Annotated in this window: 16 protein-coding genes; 13 read left to right on the top strand and 3 right to left on the bottom strand. The window is 34.2% G+C overall.

Features of this window, described 5'->3' with window-relative positions:
* Window positions 1-241: 241 nt before the first annotated feature.
* From ABZC13_RS03370 to ABZC13_RS03355, 4 genes are all read left to right on the top strand, one after another.
* The gene (locus ABZC13_RS03370) at window positions 242-433 is read left to right on the top strand and encodes a DUF3185 family protein (RefSeq protein ID WP_373000068.1); all 192 of its coding nucleotides are present in this window, start codon (window positions 242-244) and stop codon (window positions 431-433) included.
* 99 nt (window positions 434-532) lie between these two features.
* Window positions 533-679 (top strand): lmo0937 family membrane protein, encoded by a 147-nt coding sequence (locus ABZC13_RS03365; protein WP_373000065.1) that lies wholly within the window; start codon window positions 533-535, stop codon window positions 677-679.
* 62 nt (window positions 680-741) lie between these two features.
* The gene (locus ABZC13_RS03360) at window positions 742-1,122 is read left to right on the top strand and encodes a PA2779 family protein (protein ID WP_373000062.1); all 381 of its coding nucleotides are present in this window, start codon (window positions 742-744) and stop codon (window positions 1,120-1,122) included.
* 49 nt (window positions 1,123-1,171) lie between these two features.
* Entirely contained in the window at window positions 1,172-2,089 is a 918-nt protein-coding gene (locus ABZC13_RS03355) for a PA2778 family cysteine peptidase (protein WP_373000059.1), read from the top strand.
* A gap of 33 nt (window positions 2,090-2,122) precedes the next feature.
* On the opposite strand, the gene ABZC13_RS03350 is transcribed toward ABZC13_RS03355, so the two are convergent.
* The gene (locus tag ABZC13_RS03350; RefSeq protein ID WP_373000057.1) at window positions 2,123-3,451 is read right to left on the bottom strand and encodes a DUF4139 domain-containing protein; all 1,329 of its coding nucleotides are present in this window, start codon (window positions 3,449-3,451) and stop codon (window positions 2,123-2,125) included.
* A 50-nt stretch (window positions 3,452-3,501) separates the two neighbouring features.
* Between ABZC13_RS03350 and ABZC13_RS03345 the strand changes: the two genes are divergently transcribed.
* The 3 genes from ABZC13_RS03345 to pyk all read left to right on the top strand — a co-directional run bounded on the left by ABZC13_RS03345 (window position 3,502) and on the right by pyk (window position 7,191).
* On the top strand, window positions 3,502-4,632 hold the full coding sequence (locus tag ABZC13_RS03345) for a DUF819 domain-containing protein (protein WP_373000054.1): 1,131 nt from the start codon (window positions 3,502-3,504) through the stop codon (window positions 4,630-4,632).
* 118 nt (window positions 4,633-4,750) lie between these two features.
* The gene (locus ABZC13_RS03340; RefSeq protein ID WP_373000051.1) at window positions 4,751-5,743 is read left to right on the top strand and encodes a dipeptide epimerase; all 993 of its coding nucleotides are present in this window, start codon (window positions 4,751-4,753) and stop codon (window positions 5,741-5,743) included.
* Window positions 5,743-7,191: a pyruvate kinase gene (pyk, locus tag ABZC13_RS03335; protein WP_373000048.1), complete on the top strand. Its 1,449-nt coding sequence runs from the start codon at window positions 5,743-5,745 to the stop codon at window positions 7,189-7,191. Before ABZC13_RS03340 ends, pyk begins: the two co-directional genes overlap by 1 nt.
* Here the strand turns inward: pyk and ABZC13_RS03330 are convergent.
* Window positions 7,188-8,345 (bottom strand): response regulator, encoded by a 1,158-nt coding sequence (locus tag ABZC13_RS03330; protein WP_373000045.1) that lies wholly within the window; start codon window positions 8,343-8,345, stop codon window positions 7,188-7,190. The genes pyk and ABZC13_RS03330 overlap by 4 nt on opposite strands.
* Window positions 8,346-8,496: 151 nt before the next feature.
* On the opposite strand from ABZC13_RS03330, the gene ABZC13_RS03325 reads away from it, so the two are divergent.
* From ABZC13_RS03325 to ABZC13_RS03300, 6 genes are read left to right on the top strand one after another with little or no spacing between them, the layout of a single operon-like run.
* Window positions 8,497-10,485, top strand: coding sequence for a TonB-dependent receptor plug domain-containing protein (locus ABZC13_RS03325; protein ID WP_373000043.1), 1,989 nt, complete (start codon window positions 8,497-8,499; stop codon window positions 10,483-10,485).
* Between the two features lie 13 nt (window positions 10,486-10,498).
* Entirely contained in the window at window positions 10,499-11,710 is a 1,212-nt protein-coding gene (locus ABZC13_RS03320) for a DUF917 family protein (RefSeq protein WP_373000040.1), read from the top strand.
* A 14-nt stretch (window positions 11,711-11,724) separates the two neighbouring features.
* On the top strand, window positions 11,725-12,525 hold the full coding sequence (locus tag ABZC13_RS03315; RefSeq protein WP_373000037.1) for a hypothetical protein: 801 nt from the start codon (window positions 11,725-11,727) through the stop codon (window positions 12,523-12,525).
* Window positions 12,522-13,400, top strand: coding sequence for an ABC transporter substrate-binding protein (locus tag ABZC13_RS03310; RefSeq protein WP_373000034.1), 879 nt, complete (start codon window positions 12,522-12,524; stop codon window positions 13,398-13,400). The genes ABZC13_RS03315 and ABZC13_RS03310 overlap by 4 nt, the downstream gene beginning before the upstream one ends.
* On the top strand, window positions 13,397-15,970 hold the full coding sequence (locus ABZC13_RS03305) for an ATP-binding protein (RefSeq protein ID WP_373000031.1): 2,574 nt from the start codon (window positions 13,397-13,399) through the stop codon (window positions 15,968-15,970). The genes ABZC13_RS03310 and ABZC13_RS03305 overlap by 4 nt, the downstream gene beginning before the upstream one ends.
* Window positions 15,971-16,855 carry a diguanylate cyclase gene (locus tag ABZC13_RS03300; RefSeq protein ID WP_373000028.1) on the top strand — a complete coding sequence of 295 codons (885 nt, stop codon included), beginning with the start codon at window positions 15,971-15,973 and terminating at the stop codon, window positions 16,853-16,855.
* Here ABZC13_RS03300 and ABZC13_RS03295 read toward each other — a convergent pair.
* A complete protein-coding gene (locus ABZC13_RS03295; protein ID WP_373000025.1) occupies window positions 16,845-17,954 on the bottom strand; it encodes a multiheme c-type cytochrome in 1,110 nt (369 codons plus the stop codon). The two genes, ABZC13_RS03300 and ABZC13_RS03295, sit on opposite strands and share 11 nt — an antisense overlap.
* Window positions 17,955-17,995 lie beyond the last annotated feature (41 nt).

Genomic DNA, 17,995 nt, shown 5'->3' with positions numbered 1-17,995 from the left:
TCTTTATCATTTTCCAGATAAGTGTTGTAGATGGCACGAGCAAGCTTTAGAGCATCGTCATCAAACGGTTCTTGTAATAACTTCTGCTTTTTTATTTCATGTAAACTCATAGTTCCGATATTTTACCTAATTTTACCTTTTACTTTTAAATGATTTAACTACTGTAAAAAATAAATATTACTGTATAGTATAGTTATCTGAAATGTTAAAATGTTTCAGCTTTTTAAGTTTAGGAGTTACAATGCAAATCATCGGTCTTATCCTAGCCATCGTAGGAATTGGTTTTGCAGTATGGGGATATCAGTTGTCCGGCTCTGTTGGTTCACAAGTGACACAAATTGTTACTGGTGCAGATACAGATAAAGTAATGATCTATTATATTTTTGGTGCTGTGAGTTTTGTTGTTGGCATTTTTCTTTTTCGTAAAAACTAAAATAAAGAATTAGTTTAAAAAATATATTAAAACTTTACAAAATTAGATTTTAAGAGCAATGCTCTAAGAAAAATCTGATTAACAAAAGGGAGAGATGAAATGCTCGAAACTATTGCACTAATCCTAATCATCCTTTGGCTTTTAGGGTTTGTAAGTTCATACACTTTGGGAGGATTTATTCATATTCTCTTAGTCATTGCACTTGTAGTTATTTTGCTTCGTGTTATCCAAGGCAAGCGAATATAAATGGTCTTACAAAGCTTTTTATATTCTCTAAACAATTAAATTTACAAAATAAAGGAAAAAATATGAAAATTTCAAAACTTATTTTATCATTTGTGATCAGTGTATCTCTATTTACTCAAGTTCTATCGGCGCAAATAATCTCTACAGGAGCGGTTATTGAGCAATCTAGCTCAGTATCTTCTAAAGAAAAACTATCCCAAATTATATCTCGAGAAGATGTAGCAAAAAGATTTCAGGAGTTGGGTGTAGATTCAAAAGTTATTGAAGCGAGAATCGCTTCTATGACGGATGAAGAAGCTTCTAAGATTGCACATCAAATTGATACATTACCAGCTGGTGCAGATGCAGGTATGTCAATAGTTGGTGCTATTGTTTTTATTTTTATAGTTTTACTCGTTACAGATCTTTTAGGTTTAACAAAAGTTTTTAACTTTACAAAATAATAAATTGAAAATAAGCAAGTTTATTTATTTATTATTTGCAACAGTCATCTTGATTAATTCAAGTGGCTGCGCACCTAAAAATCCTCTCCCTTTAAATAATAACTACTCTTCATCTAAGATAGATGTTCCATTTGTGGCTCCTCGCTCAGAACTTTGCGCTTCCTCGTCCATAGGGATGATTTCTTCTTACTGGAAATCGACAACTCCTTATGTTCCAAATCTTACACTAAATGAATTAGATGAGAGAACATTGATTCCTGCAAAAGGCGGTACTCTTCAGATAGAACTTATTGCAGCAGCTAGAGCTAATGGTTTACTAGTTTATCCTCTTGAAGCAACATTTGAGGCACTTATTTGTGAACTCTCAGCCCATCATCCGGTTATTGTCTTGGTAAACAGAAGTTATTCTTGGTACCCGCTTTGGCATTATGCTCCTGTTACTGGGTATGATGCCAAAACTCAAACCATTTCGATGCATTTTGGCGAAAGAGCAAATGAAACATTTTCTATTGGAACATTTGCCTCATTATGGCAGAGAAGCGGTAATTGGGGAGTTGTACTTTTACCTCCTACGGAGTTACCTGCATCTGCTAGTGCAAAAAAGTTTTTGCTTAGTGCATATGATCTTGAAAAAATTGGGATGATAAATGAAGCGATTATCGCCTATGAAACTGCTCTTACTCGTTGGGCAGATGATATTCCAACACTTTTTGCTTTGGCAAATGCTTACTATAAGTTGCAGCAGATAATTAAAGCTGAGGAGATTTACCGCTATATATTGTTGATTGATTATAAATATCCATTTGCTTTGAATAATCTAGCGGATATTTTATGTCATACAGGCAGATCAGATGAGGCGTTAAAATTGCTTGATAGAGTAGATTCAGATGACGTTGAAATAAAAACTCTTATAGACAATACACGTAAAGAAATTAACAAGGGTTGTACTCCTTTTACAAAAGAATAATTATATTATTTTGGGTCAAAGCCCATCTGATCTTTACCTTTTGCTTCTAAATTTTACTCGAAAAGTCTCCGTTTTTTTAGCATCTAGAACAATTTTAAAAGAGAGCTTGTTTCCATGTTTAAATTTGTATTCTTTTGATGTCTCAATAGTACTCGTAGTGTTTTTATTAAAAGGTACTAAAAGCTCTAAAGTCTTCTTCTCATCAGAAGAGTTTTTTAGAGTGTAGAGTACAGTTGCATCTAGGTAGCTTTTAGTGTCTGCTCTCTTCTTTATAGTCTCTTTAACTTTAAGGTCAAAGTTCTTACCGAGTGTAAGATTTATAGATGTATCTTTTGGTGTGTGAGATATCGAACTCTCACCTAAGAGAATGTTACTTGAATTTAGTTTTGAGTAAGTTCTAACCACACCTTTTGGAAGAGGAAAGTCAAGTTTCTTTATCTCTATGTATTGAGTCACGCTATGCTTTTGCTCTGAGTGTAGATATAGCGGGTTTGAAGTGGTTGCTTGGTATCTTCGTTTTATAGGAATGGCATTTTGAGTGATGAACTTTATCTGAGTTTTTTCATTGTTAGCTAAGTTCACTTTAAAAGGTATTGTGTAGAAATGATAACCTTCATGTGCTTGATGTGACGCCTCGGGTGCTGTTTGCATAACCATTGCTTTTTCATATCTGTACTGTGGCTTTAGTCTTTGTGCTCTGTTTATATCTCCTGCAAGAACATGAAGTTTTGTATCTTTATAAGCTTTTCCTGAACGATTGTCTATAGTTATCCAGCCAGTAAGGTCTGCTTTGTCACCGTGAAGGTTTAGTATGTAGTCACTTTTCCAAGATAGATTTCTGATGAGGTAGTCGATATCCATCTTAGCTTCCAGGCTCTTTTTAACATCTATATTCCAGACTAAAGAAGGCTTTGTAATTAGCGAATCCGGGATAGTTTTAAAGATAATATCTTTACTTAAAACAGAGATGATTTCATTGTTTACTTCTTTTACTATGGCACTTGCTCCGCTGTGAGAAAGTAGTGTTACATTCTTTTTGTTGACTTTTACTTTCTTGCCTATATGAGCATCTAGAAGTTTACTCATTGTGAGCTTGTCAAAGCGGTACTGCTGAGAGTAAAGCGTAACAGAGTTAGGAAGTACTACATTTACTGAGTCAGTCTCAATAGTACTAGCGACACCTTTGTAGACAATCTTCTTATCGTCTTTTTTGATACTAAGTTGTTTCTCTTCATGAACGAGACCTATGCCGCCGTTGTAAACTATGAGTGAAGAGCTAATAGGTTCTGGACTTAGAAATGAAGCATATAGTGAACTGGTTAGAAGTAATAGTGAAGTTGAGAGTAAAGATATTTTTTTCATAGTAATCCTTTACATATATGTTACACTATCAAAAAAAATAATGGGTAATAATGATAACCTCACCTCTAGTCTATCTATTTTCTCTAGCACTTCTTGCAACAGTTTTTCATCTGCTAGACACCAGAACTACTTGGAAAGTTTTCAAGTTTATTCCTGCTGTTGTTTTTATCTACGCTTTTTCCATGCTCTTTGCATCTTTGGGAGTCTTTGATAAAAACGAAGAGATAGATGCTATCTATAAACTCACAAAGACAAACCTGCTCCCTGCGATGCTTTTTCTTATGCTTTTACAGGTTGATTTTAGACACTTTTTTAGACTAGGAAAATCTCTGCTTATCTCCTATGTGTTAGCGGTTCTTTCGTTAGGTTTTGGTTTTGTTATGGTCGCGTTTGTTTTTAACTTTGACTCAGACTCAGCGGCGGCTTTTGGGGCGTTAGCTGGGAGTTGGATGGGTGGAACTGCTAACATGATAGCTGTCGGTTCTGCTCTTGGTGTATCACAGGAGGCGTTTGGTTATGCACTTATAGTCGACAGTGTAAACTACACTTTATGGGTTATGCTGCTTCTCTTCTTAGTACCATTCGCATCTATGTTTAACAAGTTTACAAAGAGTGATGAAAACATGGCATATCTTGGTGAGATAGGGTGTGCTTGTAGCATGGGAGCACCAAGATACTGGCTACTTATACTTTTCGCTCTTGTAGCATCTTTTGCTTCGCAAATAATCGCTCAAAATATAGAGATACTAAACAATACAACAACCATAGTTCTTATAGCATCTACACTTGGAGTCCTCGGCTCATTTACAAGACTAAAAGAGATAAACGGTTCCAGCGAAGTAGCATCCACAATGCTATATATACTTATAGCTCTCATAGGTTCAAAAGCAGTTTTTGATAACTTCAGTGATGTCGGAGTCTATGTAGTTGCAGGTTTTAGCATCTTGGTTATTCATGCTGTTATCATGGTTATCGGAGCCAAGATATTCAAGCTCGACCTGTTCAGCGTAGCTGTTGCATCTCTTTCAAACATAGGAGGAGTTGCATCTGCACCGATACTCGCCGCGACTTACAACAAGTCACTAGTAAGTGTAGGAGTACTTATGGCGATAATGGGTTATCTCATAGGAACTTTTGGTGGTTTGCTTGTTGGGAATATTTTGATTGGGATTGTGAAGTAAACAAGCAGTTCAAATAACAGCTTATTACTATATACTTACACCATATTAAATATCAAAAATTTTATCGACACTAGGCTTAGATCATGCAGAAAAATAGAGAGTCAAAATTAGTCGTATTATGAAGATAGCAGACATATCAACGGAAGTCAGAGAGATAGCTCTGAAGACTCCTTTTATAACAGCTCTTAGACGAGTAGATGCGGTGGAGTTTGTGAGAGTTACAGTTGTTTGTGATGATGGCAGTGTTGCTTACGGTGAAGCACCTGCTACTCGGGCTGTTACCGGAGAAGATATCTATAGCATCTTAAGCGGTGTGGCTTTTATACAAGAGGATCTTATAGACTTGGATCCTAAAGATGCTATAAGAACTCTGCATCTGGCTGAGATGGGCAGCAGTGCAAAAGCCGCTCTTGATATGGCACTTTATTCTCTAATCCCAGAGAATAAAGAAAAACAAAATCTTACTCTCCAAACAGATATAACTATCAGCCTAAAAGAAGCAGATGAGATGCTTAGTGATGCTAAAGAAGCTATATCAAACGGTATGAATATTTTAAAAGTAAAATTTGGCTCAGACATAAAACATGCCATAGAAGTAACAAATAGACTCTCAGACCTAGATGCCAAACTCATCATAGATGCTAACCAAGCTTGGACGCAAGATAGCACGATGGAATATTTAGAAGCTACTCTAAATGTCAAACTTGAACTCATAGAACAACCTGTAAAAGCAGACCAACTACATGAGCTTAGATGCATAACTAACTACTCACATGTCCCCATACTTGCAGATGAATCGGTCTTTACACTCGAAGATGCAAAAGCAATCATAGAGTACGCCTGTGCTGACATGATAAACATTAAACTTATGAAGTGTGGCGGAGTTACAAAAGCTATAGAGATCTTAGAGTTTGCAAGAAAAAACAGTGTGAAGTGTATGCTCGGTTCGATGCTTGAAGGTCCTATCTCTATAAATGCAGCTCTTAATCTGGCAATGGAGTACAGTGATGTCATAGCCTACATAGACCTAGATTCACCGCTACTTTACAAAGAACCATCAAATGAGTTAGAATTTGATTTTAATGGCTGTGAAATTACGAGGAGATTTTAATGAAAAAAAGAACAAAGATCTTAGCAACTGTAGGCCCTGCATCTGACTCTCAAGAGATGATAGAAGCTCTTATGAGAGCCGGTGTAAATGTATTTCGTCTGAATTTTTCTCACGGTACACATGAGTATCACTATGAAGTACTGCAACGCATACGCACGGCTGAGAAAAAGAGCGGTCTGTTTGTTGGGGTACTTCAAGATATCAGCGGACCTAAGATTCGTGTGGGTCATCTTGAAGAACCTTTTGAACTTGAAACTGGTGACATAATTGAATTTGTAAAAGAAGAGATTGTAGGAAGTAAAGTAGGAGAGGGCAGTTACCGCAGTTGTATAAATCAGCCGACTATTTTAGAGCAGTTAAAAGTAGGGGAGTTTATCTATCTTTATGATGGGATGATTCGTACTGAGGTTGTTGAAGTTCTGGCTGAGTCTGTAAAAGTAAAGGTGAGAAACAGTGGAGTACTTACTTCTAAAAAAGGTGTAAACTTTCCAAACACTAGACTCGGCATCGATGTTCTGACTCCAAAAGATAGAGTAGATATGCTTTGGGGAATAGAGAATGATGTTGACTTTATGGCTATTTCTTTTGTTCAAGATGCTCAAGATATGATAAATGCGAGAAAGATCATAAATGACAATAACGGAAGAGTCCAACTCTATGCAAAGATAGAGAAGTTTGATGCAGTTGAAAACATAGATGCCATCTTGGAAAATAGTGACGGACTTATGGTCGCTCGTGGAGACCTTGGCATCGAAGTTCCTTTTCATGAAGTTCCGGCTCTTCAAAAGATGCTTATAAAAAAAGCAAACGAAGCTTCAAAACCTGTCATAACAGCTACTCAGATGCTTCTTTCTATGACTACAAACGACACAGCTACCAGAGCTGAGATAAGCGATGTGGCAAACGCTGTTTTAGACGGCTCAGATGCTGTTATGCTCTCAGAAGAGAGTGCGATGGGACACAATCCTGTTTTAGCAGTTAAAACAATGATGAAGACTATCATCGGCGCTGAGAAGATCTATCCATTTAATAAATTTTCGGTTTTTCGTATAACTGATGCAACAGACAGTATAAATGAGGCAGCGGTAAGACTCTGCGAAGACACAGATGCTTGGGGACTTATAGGTCTGACGTCTTCTGGTTCATCTGTTAGAAAAATATCTCGCTATCGTCCTCGTCGTGATATCTATGCAGTTGTGCATGATGAAAAAGTTGCAAGATATTTGACTATGTGTTGGGGAGTGGTTCCTGCTTTTATGGTTGAAGAGGGTTCACTAGGACAGATGATGTGCAATGTAATGAATCAGGGTATAGAGAGAAAAGTACTCAAGTTAGATAAGAGTTATATATTAACTGCAGGTGACCCTGTTGGAGTAGCAGGGTCTACGAATATGATCCGTATACTTAGAGAACATGAGATGCAGTTCTTTAAATCGCTTACATATTAAGAAGTTGAGTGAGGAAACTCAACTTTAAATACTGCACCCTTATCATCGTTTGACACAGAGATATAGCCACCATTTTTCTCTGTGATCTCCTTAGCTATGTAAAGTCCAATACCACTACTTTTTGTACTGCTTGTAAATGGTTCGAAGATATCAAGAATTATATTTTCATCTATCCCGCCGCCATTATCACTAATGGTGAGTTGATAGTTTTGAATATCTATCTTTATCTCAGGATCTTTTATCTCTCTTTGTTTAAAAATCTCTCGTGCATTATTGATTATGGAAAAAACTATTTGTGTAAATTCATTTGCATTTCCATAAGTCTCTGCTTTTTCGCTAGAGTTTAGACAAATCTTTATCTTGTCATATTTTAGAGTTGCATCTGAGATGCTTAAAACTTTACTTACAGCTGAAGTAAGTGAAAAAGTTTCACTGGAATAAGATGGTTGATAAAAATTTCTAAAAGTCTCTACTGTCGTTGACATGAAGTTTATAAGGTCTTGAGCCTTCTCAATCTTTGATATTTTCTCATCTTTTGTACTATCTAACTCTTGTTCAATTTTTATCTTTTGACTTATATTTAAAGCAGATAAAGAAGCTAATGGCTGTTTCCACTGATGTGCTATATGCATAAGCAGTTCACCCAAAGCAGCCTGTTTTGACTGTTGATGAATCATCTCTTGCTTTATTTTGTTTTTTTCAAGCTCTTCTTCTACTCTTAATTCCAAGTCTTTTTCATAAGCTCTTAGTTTCAAGTGTGTATGAACACGAGACATAAGCTCATTTGGGTTGAATGGCTTAGTTATGTAGTCAACTGCCCCGAGTTCAAAACCTTTTTGCAACTCTTCTTGCTTATCAAGAGCAGTTAAAAATATGATTGGAATATTAGAAGTTTTTTTGTTGCTTTTTAAGATATTACATACTTCAAAGCCATCCATGTCCGGCATCATAATATCTAGAAGAATGAGATCTATATCCTCACTCTCAGCTGCTTCTAGTGCTGTTTTTCCATCTATGGCAGTAATCAAGTCATACTCTTTTAACAGTTCAACCAACACATCAATATTTTCTTTAACATCGTCAACGAGTAATAGTGTCTGTATATTTTTTATGAGAACTCCCCTTACATATAAAGTGTATAATTCAATAACCACTTGTAATAATCCGTCATAAACTTTTATTATATACTATTCTATCATGTTTCCCGTTACATGGGGCTTTTGTTATACATAATGTCATCATATTAACCAACGTTTTAAGTTTCAACAAGTTATAATTGAAATTAATAATTTATGGAAGTTGAGTATGAAAAAGAAGTTAATATTTACAATTTTACCTAGTTGTGTATTGGCTAGTTCATTGCAAAATGCCTTGCAAGAAGAGATATCTTATCTGCAAGAAGAAACATTTGTCACTTCAGCCTCTAAAGTAAAAGAAAATATCAAAAAAACACCAGCTTCAGTTACTGTTATTACCAAAGAGATGATAGAAAATACGGGAGCTAATAATATATTTGACGTACTTAGATCTGTACCAGGTTTGGGTGTATCTCAAAGTAATATTTATGTAGATAAAATAACTGTTCGTGGTATTGAAACATGGTTTTCAGAAAAAGTATTAATCCTGCTAGATGGACACTCTTTAAACGCAGATCTTCTAAATGGTGGAGCTACTGGAGCGTATAAAAATATTCCTATAGAACTTATAAAAAGGGTGGAGATTATTAAAGGTCCTGCATCTGCTTTATATGGTGAAAATGCTTTTACGGCTCTGATTAATATTATTACAAAAAAAGCAAAAGATATTGATGGGGCAGAAGTAGCAGTCAAATATGGAAGTGACAATACTAAAGTCGCTAACCTTGCTTTTGGGAAAAGCTATGATGATTATGATTTAGCCGCAAATCTTAACTATATAAAATCAGACGGTAATGAAAGATTTGCAAAAAGTGATGCAATCTCTCAAAGTGGATATACAAATCCAACTTTGGAGAGTGTCAATGCCTATCTGAGTTTTATGCACCATAACGGTATCTATCTTAATGCAAATTATAACAATACAAAAGACGGACCAAGATATGGTGTGGCAAATGCTTTAAACAATGAAGATATGTCAAAAAAAGAAACGTATTTTGTAGAATTTGGATATAAAAACAGGCTAAATAAGTATTTTGATATGCATGCAAGAACATACTATGACAGCTTTGAAGCAGATAACAAGTGGAGAGTCTTTCCTTCCGGTTATCCTAGTGCAGGACATGTTGATGGTATGCTTGGGTATGTGGGCTATAAGACAAAAAAGTTAGGTGCTGAAGCGGTTTTAACATTTCAAAATGATAACTATACTGTGGTTAGTGGACTCTCATATGAGAAGCAAAAACTAACAGACCCTTGGCAAAAACTAAACTGGAACCCTTTAACGAATGCTCCACTACCAAGTATACAAGACTTTTCAGACCCCAGTACAAACTTTATAGATGAAGTTGAGAGAGAATTCATCGCAGTCTACAGTGAGCTACTTTATGATTTAAATAATGATCTTAGGCTTAATGTAGGTTTTCGTTATGATCATTATAGTGATTTTGGAGGTACTTTCAATCCAAGAGTAGGTGCCTCATGGTCCGTGAATAAAAACAATGTCATCAAGCTTATGTATGGTGAAGCATTTCGAGCACCAACGTTTGCAGAACTATATAATAAAAACAATCCGTCGATTAATGGTAACCCTAACTTAAAACCTGAGACTGTTAAAACGCATGAGTTGAGCTTTCATAATTCCAGCATCCAAAGCTTAAAAGCATCTCTGACACTCTTTTATACAAAGATAGAAGATATCATAGTGCTTGATAGTACTCTGTATAAAAATAAGGGAGAAGTAGTTACTAAAGGTCTTGAGTTTGAGGCAAAATATAACTTAAAAAGAGGCTCTTATATCATTGCAAGCTATACATATCAACACCCGGACAATTATTTGACTGGAAATAAACTGGAAAATATCTCAAATCATGAAGCTTACTTAGGTCTAAACTATAGGATCAATAGATACTTAAACCTCTATACTGATGCTAAATATATAGGAGAGCAGACAAGAAGTTCTAGTGATACAAGAGATGAAGTTAGTGACAGCATAATGAGTAATGTAACACTTCTGGCTAAAAATATAATGACGGATGATTTAGCGTTGAAATTTTCAATATATAACATCTTTGATGAGAAGAGTTATGACTCTTCTACGCCGTTTGACTATCCATTGGGTGGCAGAACGTATATGACTGAACTAAATTATAAATTTTAGGAGAATTATAAATATGACGATAACAACAAAAGAAGAGTTTTACACACTACTAAAGGGTGCTACATTTTTAGCATCTGGCGGTGGTGGACCATTTGGACTTGCAAAAACGATAGTGGATGAATATTTTAAAAATGTTGACACTTTTGTTATTGATATAGTCGACTTAGAAACAGTTAATCCAGATCAATGGACAGCAATAGCAGCAGGTATGGCTCAACCTTCTGCAGGTATCTTGTTAACACCACAAACTATAGTTGAACCTACTGTAAATGCTGTTAAAGCAATGGAGAAGTTACTTAGTGTTGGAATGACTAAGAAAAATGACACTAGATTTGACGGGTTTCAAAGATTTGATTTTTTAACTCCTATTGAAGTTGGAGCTATTAATGTAACGATACCTCTTATCAGTGCTTATTTATTAGGAAATAATTTAAGCATAGTTGATGGCGATCCATCCGGACGTTCGGTACCGACCATAGATTTGACAACATTTGCAGTATCTCAACCTGTTATGCCAAATATGGCTACATCTGCCGGTGAAGATTATGAATATAGTGTGTTGTCACTCAAGAACTATAAAGATCTCGGCATAGCATATGCAAAACTTATTCAAGCAGGTTTAATAGGTATTGATACAGGTTTATGTTTAGCACCTATGACAGCTCAAACATTATCGCAAAACAATATTGTCACAGGTACACTTAGAGATGCTTATAACATAGGACTTATATTTGAGCAAAACATAAGTGCAGCTCAGCGTTTAGAGAGTATTCAAGCGTATTTGCTTAGCGAGGCTCAGACTCCTAGAGAGTTAAAAACAATATGTACAGGGGTTGCAAAAGAGTACTACACTAAGACAGAAGAAGACAATGATCTGGGTTACTTGACAATAGAGACAGATGATGGAAGAGGAATCTATACTATATTGATTCAAAATGAAAATATGCTAGGTCAGTTTAATGATGAGATATCTATTAACATTACAAGTCCTGATTCTATATGTTATGTATCTACGCAAGATGGTATTTTGGATGATAGTGATATCTATGATAACACTTTGATAAGCCAAAAACTGCAAAATGGTGAAGAGGTTCATATCAGCGTAGTTGCTATTGAGGCGGCAAGTGTAATCAAAGAAAATAAACAACTAATGTCTGCATGGAATGAGGCTTATAAAACAAGTCGTTACTATGGTACTTATAACGAATCTATTTGGACTGAGTAAACTGGGATATGAAAATGAAATCACTGCTTTTAATCTTATTATATGTTAACGTACTTGTTGCAGATACATTAAAAGTATATTTCTATACAACAGAAGCACATATTAATAATTTCAAATCTCTAAAGGTTGGTTTTGACAAATATTTAGCAAAACATGGAGATTATGAGTTTCAACCATTTAATGATAAAAAAACTTTTGAGAAGTATCTAAAAGATAAAAACTCGATTGTAGTCATATCTAGTTGGCACTACAAAAAAATATCTAAAGAGTATGACTTAAAAGCAAAGTTGGTTGCTCAGAAAAAAACAACATTAAAAGATACTAAAATACTCGTAGGACAGACAACAGAGGTAACACAAGGTGTTAAATTACTTGTAGGGTTAAAAGATCTTCCTCTCAAGGGGGTTGTTACTTCAGCTTTTGATGATGAGTATACTAAAGAACTTCTATCTACGCTGACAAAAAAACAATCAAATAATCTATCAGTCCTAGTAGTTCCTAAAGAGATAGACGCCCTAATGAGTGTTGGTTTTGGCATGAGTAAATTTGCTCTTGTATCAAGAGATAGTTTAGGTCTTTTGAAAAAGATAAATCCATTTTTAGCTAAGAAATTGAGAATATATAAAGAGTCTAAACCAACATATAGAATGCTTGTAGCTTGTAATAAAATGGACAAAGAAAAATCAAAACTTATGTCTATCTTTGAAAATATGGATTTAAATAATAATGGAAAAGATATTTTAAAAATGATTGGAATAGATAAGTTAGTAGTCCTAGGTGCTAATGATCTAGAAAATATAGGTGGTGCAGAATGAGATTATTAATCTTAATATCAATAATAGCACTCTTTTTACAAGCACAGGAGATCCTGGTAATCAACTCTAATGCAAAAATAGAGAAATATAAAGAGACAGAAGAAGGGTTTAGGAAAAGTATAAACAGACCTTTTAAAACATTGGACATATCAGATATGAAAAGTAGCAAGATTAAAGAGCTTCTATACAATGAGTACCCTGATGTTGTATATGCGATTGGTGCAAAAGCTTATCAATATGCAAACCAATATATACCAGAGAAGAAAATATACTTCTCTTGCATTATGAACTGGAAAAGACTAAATATGAGTGGTGAGAGATATGGTATATCTCATGAACTAAATACTGAAATGCAACTTACATTGATTAAGTCCATCTTTAGAAAAATTAAGAGCATAGGCATAATTTACAGTAAGCACACAGAAGATGTTGCAAATAATTTTGTGATAGATGCTCAAAGTTTGGGGATCAAAATAATCTTGCATAAAGTAAATAAAAGCTCTATAGCAGATGAAAAATTTGATGATATTTTGAGTAAAACTGAGGCGATGATAATATTACCTGATCCAATTCTTTTAAGTGATGATGATATTGTTAAAAGCTTATTTAAACTATCAAAAGAGTATAAAAAACCAGTTTTTGCATATCATGAGTTATTCATAAAATATGGAGCTGCTCTAATAACATCAGTAGACAATCCAACAACAGGAAGACAGGTGGCAACCATGATAAATAGTGTCACTGAAATAGATGCTGATAAAAAGATTTTTTATCCTGCAGGGACAAAAGTTATTTTCAATAAAAAGGTAGCTCTAGACCTTGAAATAGAATTTAATAACTACTCTGCATCTATGATAGCTGAGGTTATAGAGTGAATCTGATAAATAAGTTTATACTGAGTATTTTATTTATTACTATATTTGTAGTCTCAATATTTACTATTATTCAGATTAGTGAGCAGAAAGATATTTTAAATGCAGAGTTAAATCAAAGAATATCTTTGATGAAAAATAACTTAGAGTCAAGTGCAAAACTTGTCATAAAGTCTTTAAAAACAGAAGTAGAAAATGATATAGCTTCATTTAGTTTCTCAGATATTGATTTAGCATTTCAGAAGTTAGCAATGAGTAAAAATATTGACACGGTTATGTTATTTAACCATGATAGAACTATGCAACTGATTTCCGGAGATGTAAGCTTTAAGGATAAGCTCTTAAGTATTAATAATTCTCATTTAGAAATACAAGAGATAAATAATGGAGATAACTTTATAGTGTCTACTTCTATATATTTAAGCTCTAAATGGGGAGAGTTACATATAGTCTACTCCCTTATTGAATTAAAAGAAGAGATACATAAGACAGAAGAAAATATTAAAAATAAGATAAAAATCAATATCGTTAAGGCCATATATACATCAGTTTTATTAGCTGTTTTTTTAATATTTTTTGGTTATTTTTTCATAAAAAGATTTATGGCACCTATATTAGTTCTTACAGATACGGCTAAAGAGATAGCAAATGGTAATCTTGAAGCAGGTAAAGAACTGGAAAATATACAAAGTAATGACGAGATAGGACTTCTCACTAGAACTTTTAAAGAAATGAGCATAAAACTTGATAAATCATACAAAGAATTAAAAGAGTTTACTGATTTATTAGAGCAAAAAATACAAGTAAGAACCAATGAGTTAGAAATAGCGAAAAAGAAAGCTGAAGATGCAACAAAAATAAAGTCGGAATTTTTAGCAAATATGTCTCATGAGATCAGAACGCCTATGAATGGGATACTTGGTATGACTCATTTGGCATTACAAACAGAGTTAAATGAAAAACAAAAAAACTACATACAAAAGATAGACAACAGTGCAAAATCTTTACTTGGCGTAATTAATAATATTTTAGACTTCAGTAAGATAGAAGCCGGCAAATTAACAGTAGAAAAAGTTGATTTTGACATTTCAGAAGTTATTGAGAATGTTATACATGTAGTAGAGTTGAAAGCTAAGGAAAAAGATTTAAAGATAGCTGTTGATTATGATAAGCATATAGGTAAACATTTTAACGGGGATAGTTTAAGACTTTGGCAAATACTTGTAAATCTCTTAGGAAATGCAGTTAAGTTCACAGATTCCGGTGAGATAGGAATCTCTATCAAAAAAGTTTCTAAAAACAGATTTAGATTTGTAGTTAGTGATACCGGAATCGGACTAAGTGAAGAAGAACAGTCAAAACTTTTTACATCTTTTTCTCAGGCAGATGGAAGTATAACGAGAAAATATGGCGGAACAGGATTAGGACTAAGCATATCCAAGCAGTTAGTAGAACTTCTTGGCGGTAAAATTTGGGTTGAGAGTCGAGAAAGTATTGGAAGCAAGTTTATATTTGAGATAGACTTGGAAGAAAAAGAGAGTAACTTGTTTAGTGACAAAAAAAAGCTAATGCAATATCCCTTAAGTATAGATATACAGACTTTAGCAGGAAGTAACATTTTACTTGCTGAGGATAACGCTATGAATCAGGAAATCGTTTTAGGGATTTTACAGCATAGTGGAATCAATATAGATATTGCAAATAATGGAAAAGAAGCAATAGAAAAATATAATCAAGACCCGCAAAAGTATGAACTTATTTTGATGGACTTGCAGATGCCGGTAATGAATGGCTATGAAGCTACTAAAATCATAAGAGAGAAAAACAAAGAGATACCAATTATTGCTTTAACTGCAAATGCGATGAAAGAAGAAGCTAAAAAGAGTGAGAGTGTTTTAATAAATGAGAGCATAAGTAAACCGATTGATATTGAAAGACTTTATTACCTGCTTCTAAAGTATATTTCACAAAAAAGTTTTGCTAGTTATAGCAGAATCTCATCATTTAATGTAAATTCCAGCACTGATTTACAACTACCTGCATTAAAGACTATTGACACAAGTCTTGGTCTAAAACAGCTTACCGGAAATACAAAGTTGTATATTAAAATATTAAAAGATTTTTACACTAACTATGGTAACTTCTCACTTGATAGTATGCAAGAGAGTGAGTTTGAAGCAGCAATACATATACTTAAAGGACTGAGTGCTAACATAGGTGCAACATCATTGCATAGGGTTCTAAAAGGCTTAGATGATTATCAAAACAAAGAGAAGCTAGAGTTATTGTCTATAGAGCTTAAAAGAGTAATTGATGATTTACATGTAATCAATGAAATAGACGAAAATGAAGATGAGGGCAAAAAAGAGATATCAGAGGAAAGAGTAAATGAGCTCTTTGTAGAGTTAAGAGAAGCTGCTCAGACAAGGAGACCGAAAAACTGTGAGTTAGTTGTTAATGAACTACGAGCAATAAAATTAAATAGCGAGGATAAAAAGCTGTTTAAGATTGTAGATAAGTTTACTAAAAGATATAAGTTCAAAGATGTGATCGAAGCATTAAAGGATAGATAGATGCCAGAAGCTAAACAAACGATTTTAATAGTAGATGATACCGAGACTAATATTGATATTTTACTTGATATTTTAAATGCTTATGACATTGTAGTAGCCATTGATGGACATAGTGCTTTAGAGATAGCATCTGAAGACAATCCTGATTTGATCTTGCTTGATATCATGATGCCGGACATGGATGGTTATGAAGTGTGTAGAAGACTTAAAAATATGAGTCATACAAAAGATATACCAGTCATATTTGTAACTGCAAACACAGATGAAGACTCTATTGAGAGAGCATATGAAGTCGGTGGCATAGATTATGTAACAAAACCTTTTAAACCACGTGAACTAACTGCTCGTGTAAAGACACAGATAAAGCTGAAAAATCTTTTGAGTGATCTAAATTTCATAGCTTCATATGACTATCTTACAAAAGTTTATAATAGAAGAAAGTTTTTTGAACTTGCTAATAAGATGTTTGTTGAAGAAAAAGATAATTTATATGCTGTAATGATAGATATAGATAAGTTTAAAAGAATAAACGATACTTATGGACATCCGATTGGTGATGAGGTGATTAAATCAGTCGCTACAACTATTAAAGAATGTATTTCAGAGGATGATTTGTTTGCCAGAATAGGTGGTGAAGAGTTTGCAATCATCTGTCACTGTAACTCTCAAGAGGAGATTGTTCAAAAAAATGAGTTCATCAGACAGAGCATAGAAAAGCTAGAGGTTAATGTAGATAAAGAAACTGTAGTTAAATTCACTATAAGCAATGGAATCGCAGAAGCAAACAGTGATACAGATACATTAGACTCACTTCTTAAAAGAGCAGATGCTGCTCTTTATGAAGCAAAGGGAGCGGGAAGAAACAGAGTAGTGTTTAGAAGTTAAAACTCTGTTTTTTAAATACATTGAACTCTGTTGCAATTTTTTCATCTTCAAGTCCAAGTTTTTTAACCGCTTTAGGATTTACTAAAAACCAGACAAGAACTACATCTACTTTATCGCCTTTGAGTATCTTAAAGTCATACTTTACAACTCTTTTTTCATTTGCTTTTATCATAGTGTTTTTTATATCTTTTTTTGCAGCCCAAGGCATTGCAGGTTTTCCATCTGCTCCTATTACTCTTACAAAAGTCTCATCTTTGAGCTTTGTAGTCTTTGCATCTCTTGTAACACTTACTTTTAAAACTGCTACTCTTAATGGATGTAGCAATAGAGCATGTGAAGTCTGGTTATCAATATTTACTTTAAAACCATTAATCTCTCTAAGTAAAGAGATGTTTACGTACTGAGTCAGCATCTCTGAATGAAAGTGAGAACCTGCAAAACCGTGAAAAGCGTGCTTCTTTGTCTTATGTAAAAGAGAGACACTACCTTCGACTTTTGGCATATGACAACTGACACAGTTAGCACCGTTTAGTTCATTGTCTATATTTGTAGAACATACATTAAGACCGTGTTTATTCATCTTGTGAGAGTGACATCCAACACAAACATTACCGTTTTTCATATGTTCATTGCTCTCAGAAACTATGCCATGAAATGGTGATTCCATATGTTTAATCATAGTTCCAAAGTAGTTTTTTTGAGTATTTGTCATAATGTTAGTGTTACTTTGTTTGTGAAGTTCTATGCTTTTTATACGGTGACAATAAGCACAACTGATAGCTTCTTGGTGAGTTTGATTGTTTGCATCTGGAAGAGCTTTTTGACCTTTTGTTTTCATTTTGTCAAGATTGTCGGCAGTTGGAGTATGGCACTTTCCGCAACCATAACGTTCCTGTTTTAGGTTTTGTGGATGTCTGTCCCAAACAGCTTTATGAATAGGATCTTTTTGTGGAGTTGCATTTGCATGCATTGAGCCATAGTACTCGTTGTATATTTGAGGGTGACAAGCTTTACACTCTTCGCTTTTAGCGTATGTGTGAACAGCATCATTTGCAGATGCTGAGATAAAAAAGAGTAGAAGCATATGGATGAACTTCATGTTTGTCCTTAAGTTATGATATTATCTGTAATAATAACTAA

Origin of the sequence: Sulfurimonas sp. (genome assembly GCF_041563035.1) — a bacterium.
Taxonomy (GTDB): domain Bacteria; phylum Campylobacterota; class Campylobacteria; order Campylobacterales; family Sulfurimonadaceae; genus Sulfurimonas.
The sequence above is the reverse complement of the archived record's forward strand: the minus strand, read 5'-3'. Positions and strand labels throughout refer to the sequence as shown.

Bases quoted from the DNA above. Each gene is read 5' to 3' on its own strand.
- ABZC13_RS03370 (WP_373000068.1), top strand. From the start codon at position 242: ATGCAAATCATCGGTCTTATCCTAGCCATCGTAGGAATTGGTTTTGCA.
- ABZC13_RS03365 (WP_373000065.1), top strand. From the start codon at position 533: ATGCTCGAAACTATTGCACTAATCCTAATCATCCTTTGGCTTTTAGGG.
- ABZC13_RS03360 (WP_373000062.1), top strand. From the start codon at position 742: ATGAAAATTTCAAAACTTATTTTATCATTTGTGATCAGTGTATCTCTA.
- ABZC13_RS03350 (WP_373000057.1), bottom strand. From the start codon at position 3,451: ATGAAAAAAATATCTTTACTCTCAACTTCACTATTACTTCTAACCAGT.
- ABZC13_RS03345 (WP_373000054.1), top strand. From the start codon at position 3,502: ATGATAACCTCACCTCTAGTCTATCTATTTTCTCTAGCACTTCTTGCA.
- ABZC13_RS03340 (WP_373000051.1), top strand. From the start codon at position 4,751: ATGAAGATAGCAGACATATCAACGGAAGTCAGAGAGATAGCTCTGAAG.
- pyk (WP_373000048.1), top strand. From the start codon at position 5,743: ATGAAAAAAAGAACAAAGATCTTAGCAACTGTAGGCCCTGCATCTGAC.
- ABZC13_RS03325 (WP_373000043.1), top strand. From the start codon at position 8,497: ATGAAAAAGAAGTTAATATTTACAATTTTACCTAGTTGTGTATTGGCT.
- ABZC13_RS03320 (WP_373000040.1), top strand. From the start codon at position 10,499: ATGACGATAACAACAAAAGAAGAGTTTTACACACTACTAAAGGGTGCT.
- ABZC13_RS03315 (WP_373000037.1), top strand. From the start codon at position 11,725: ATGAAATCACTGCTTTTAATCTTATTATATGTTAACGTACTTGTTGCA.
- ABZC13_RS03310 (WP_373000034.1), top strand. From the start codon at position 12,522: ATGAGATTATTAATCTTAATATCAATAATAGCACTCTTTTTACAAGCA.
- ABZC13_RS03300 (WP_373000028.1), top strand. From the start codon at position 15,971: ATGCCAGAAGCTAAACAAACGATTTTAATAGTAGATGATACCGAGACT.
- ABZC13_RS03295 (WP_373000025.1), bottom strand. From the start codon at position 17,954: ATGAAGTTCATCCATATGCTTCTACTCTTTTTTATCTCAGCATCTGCA.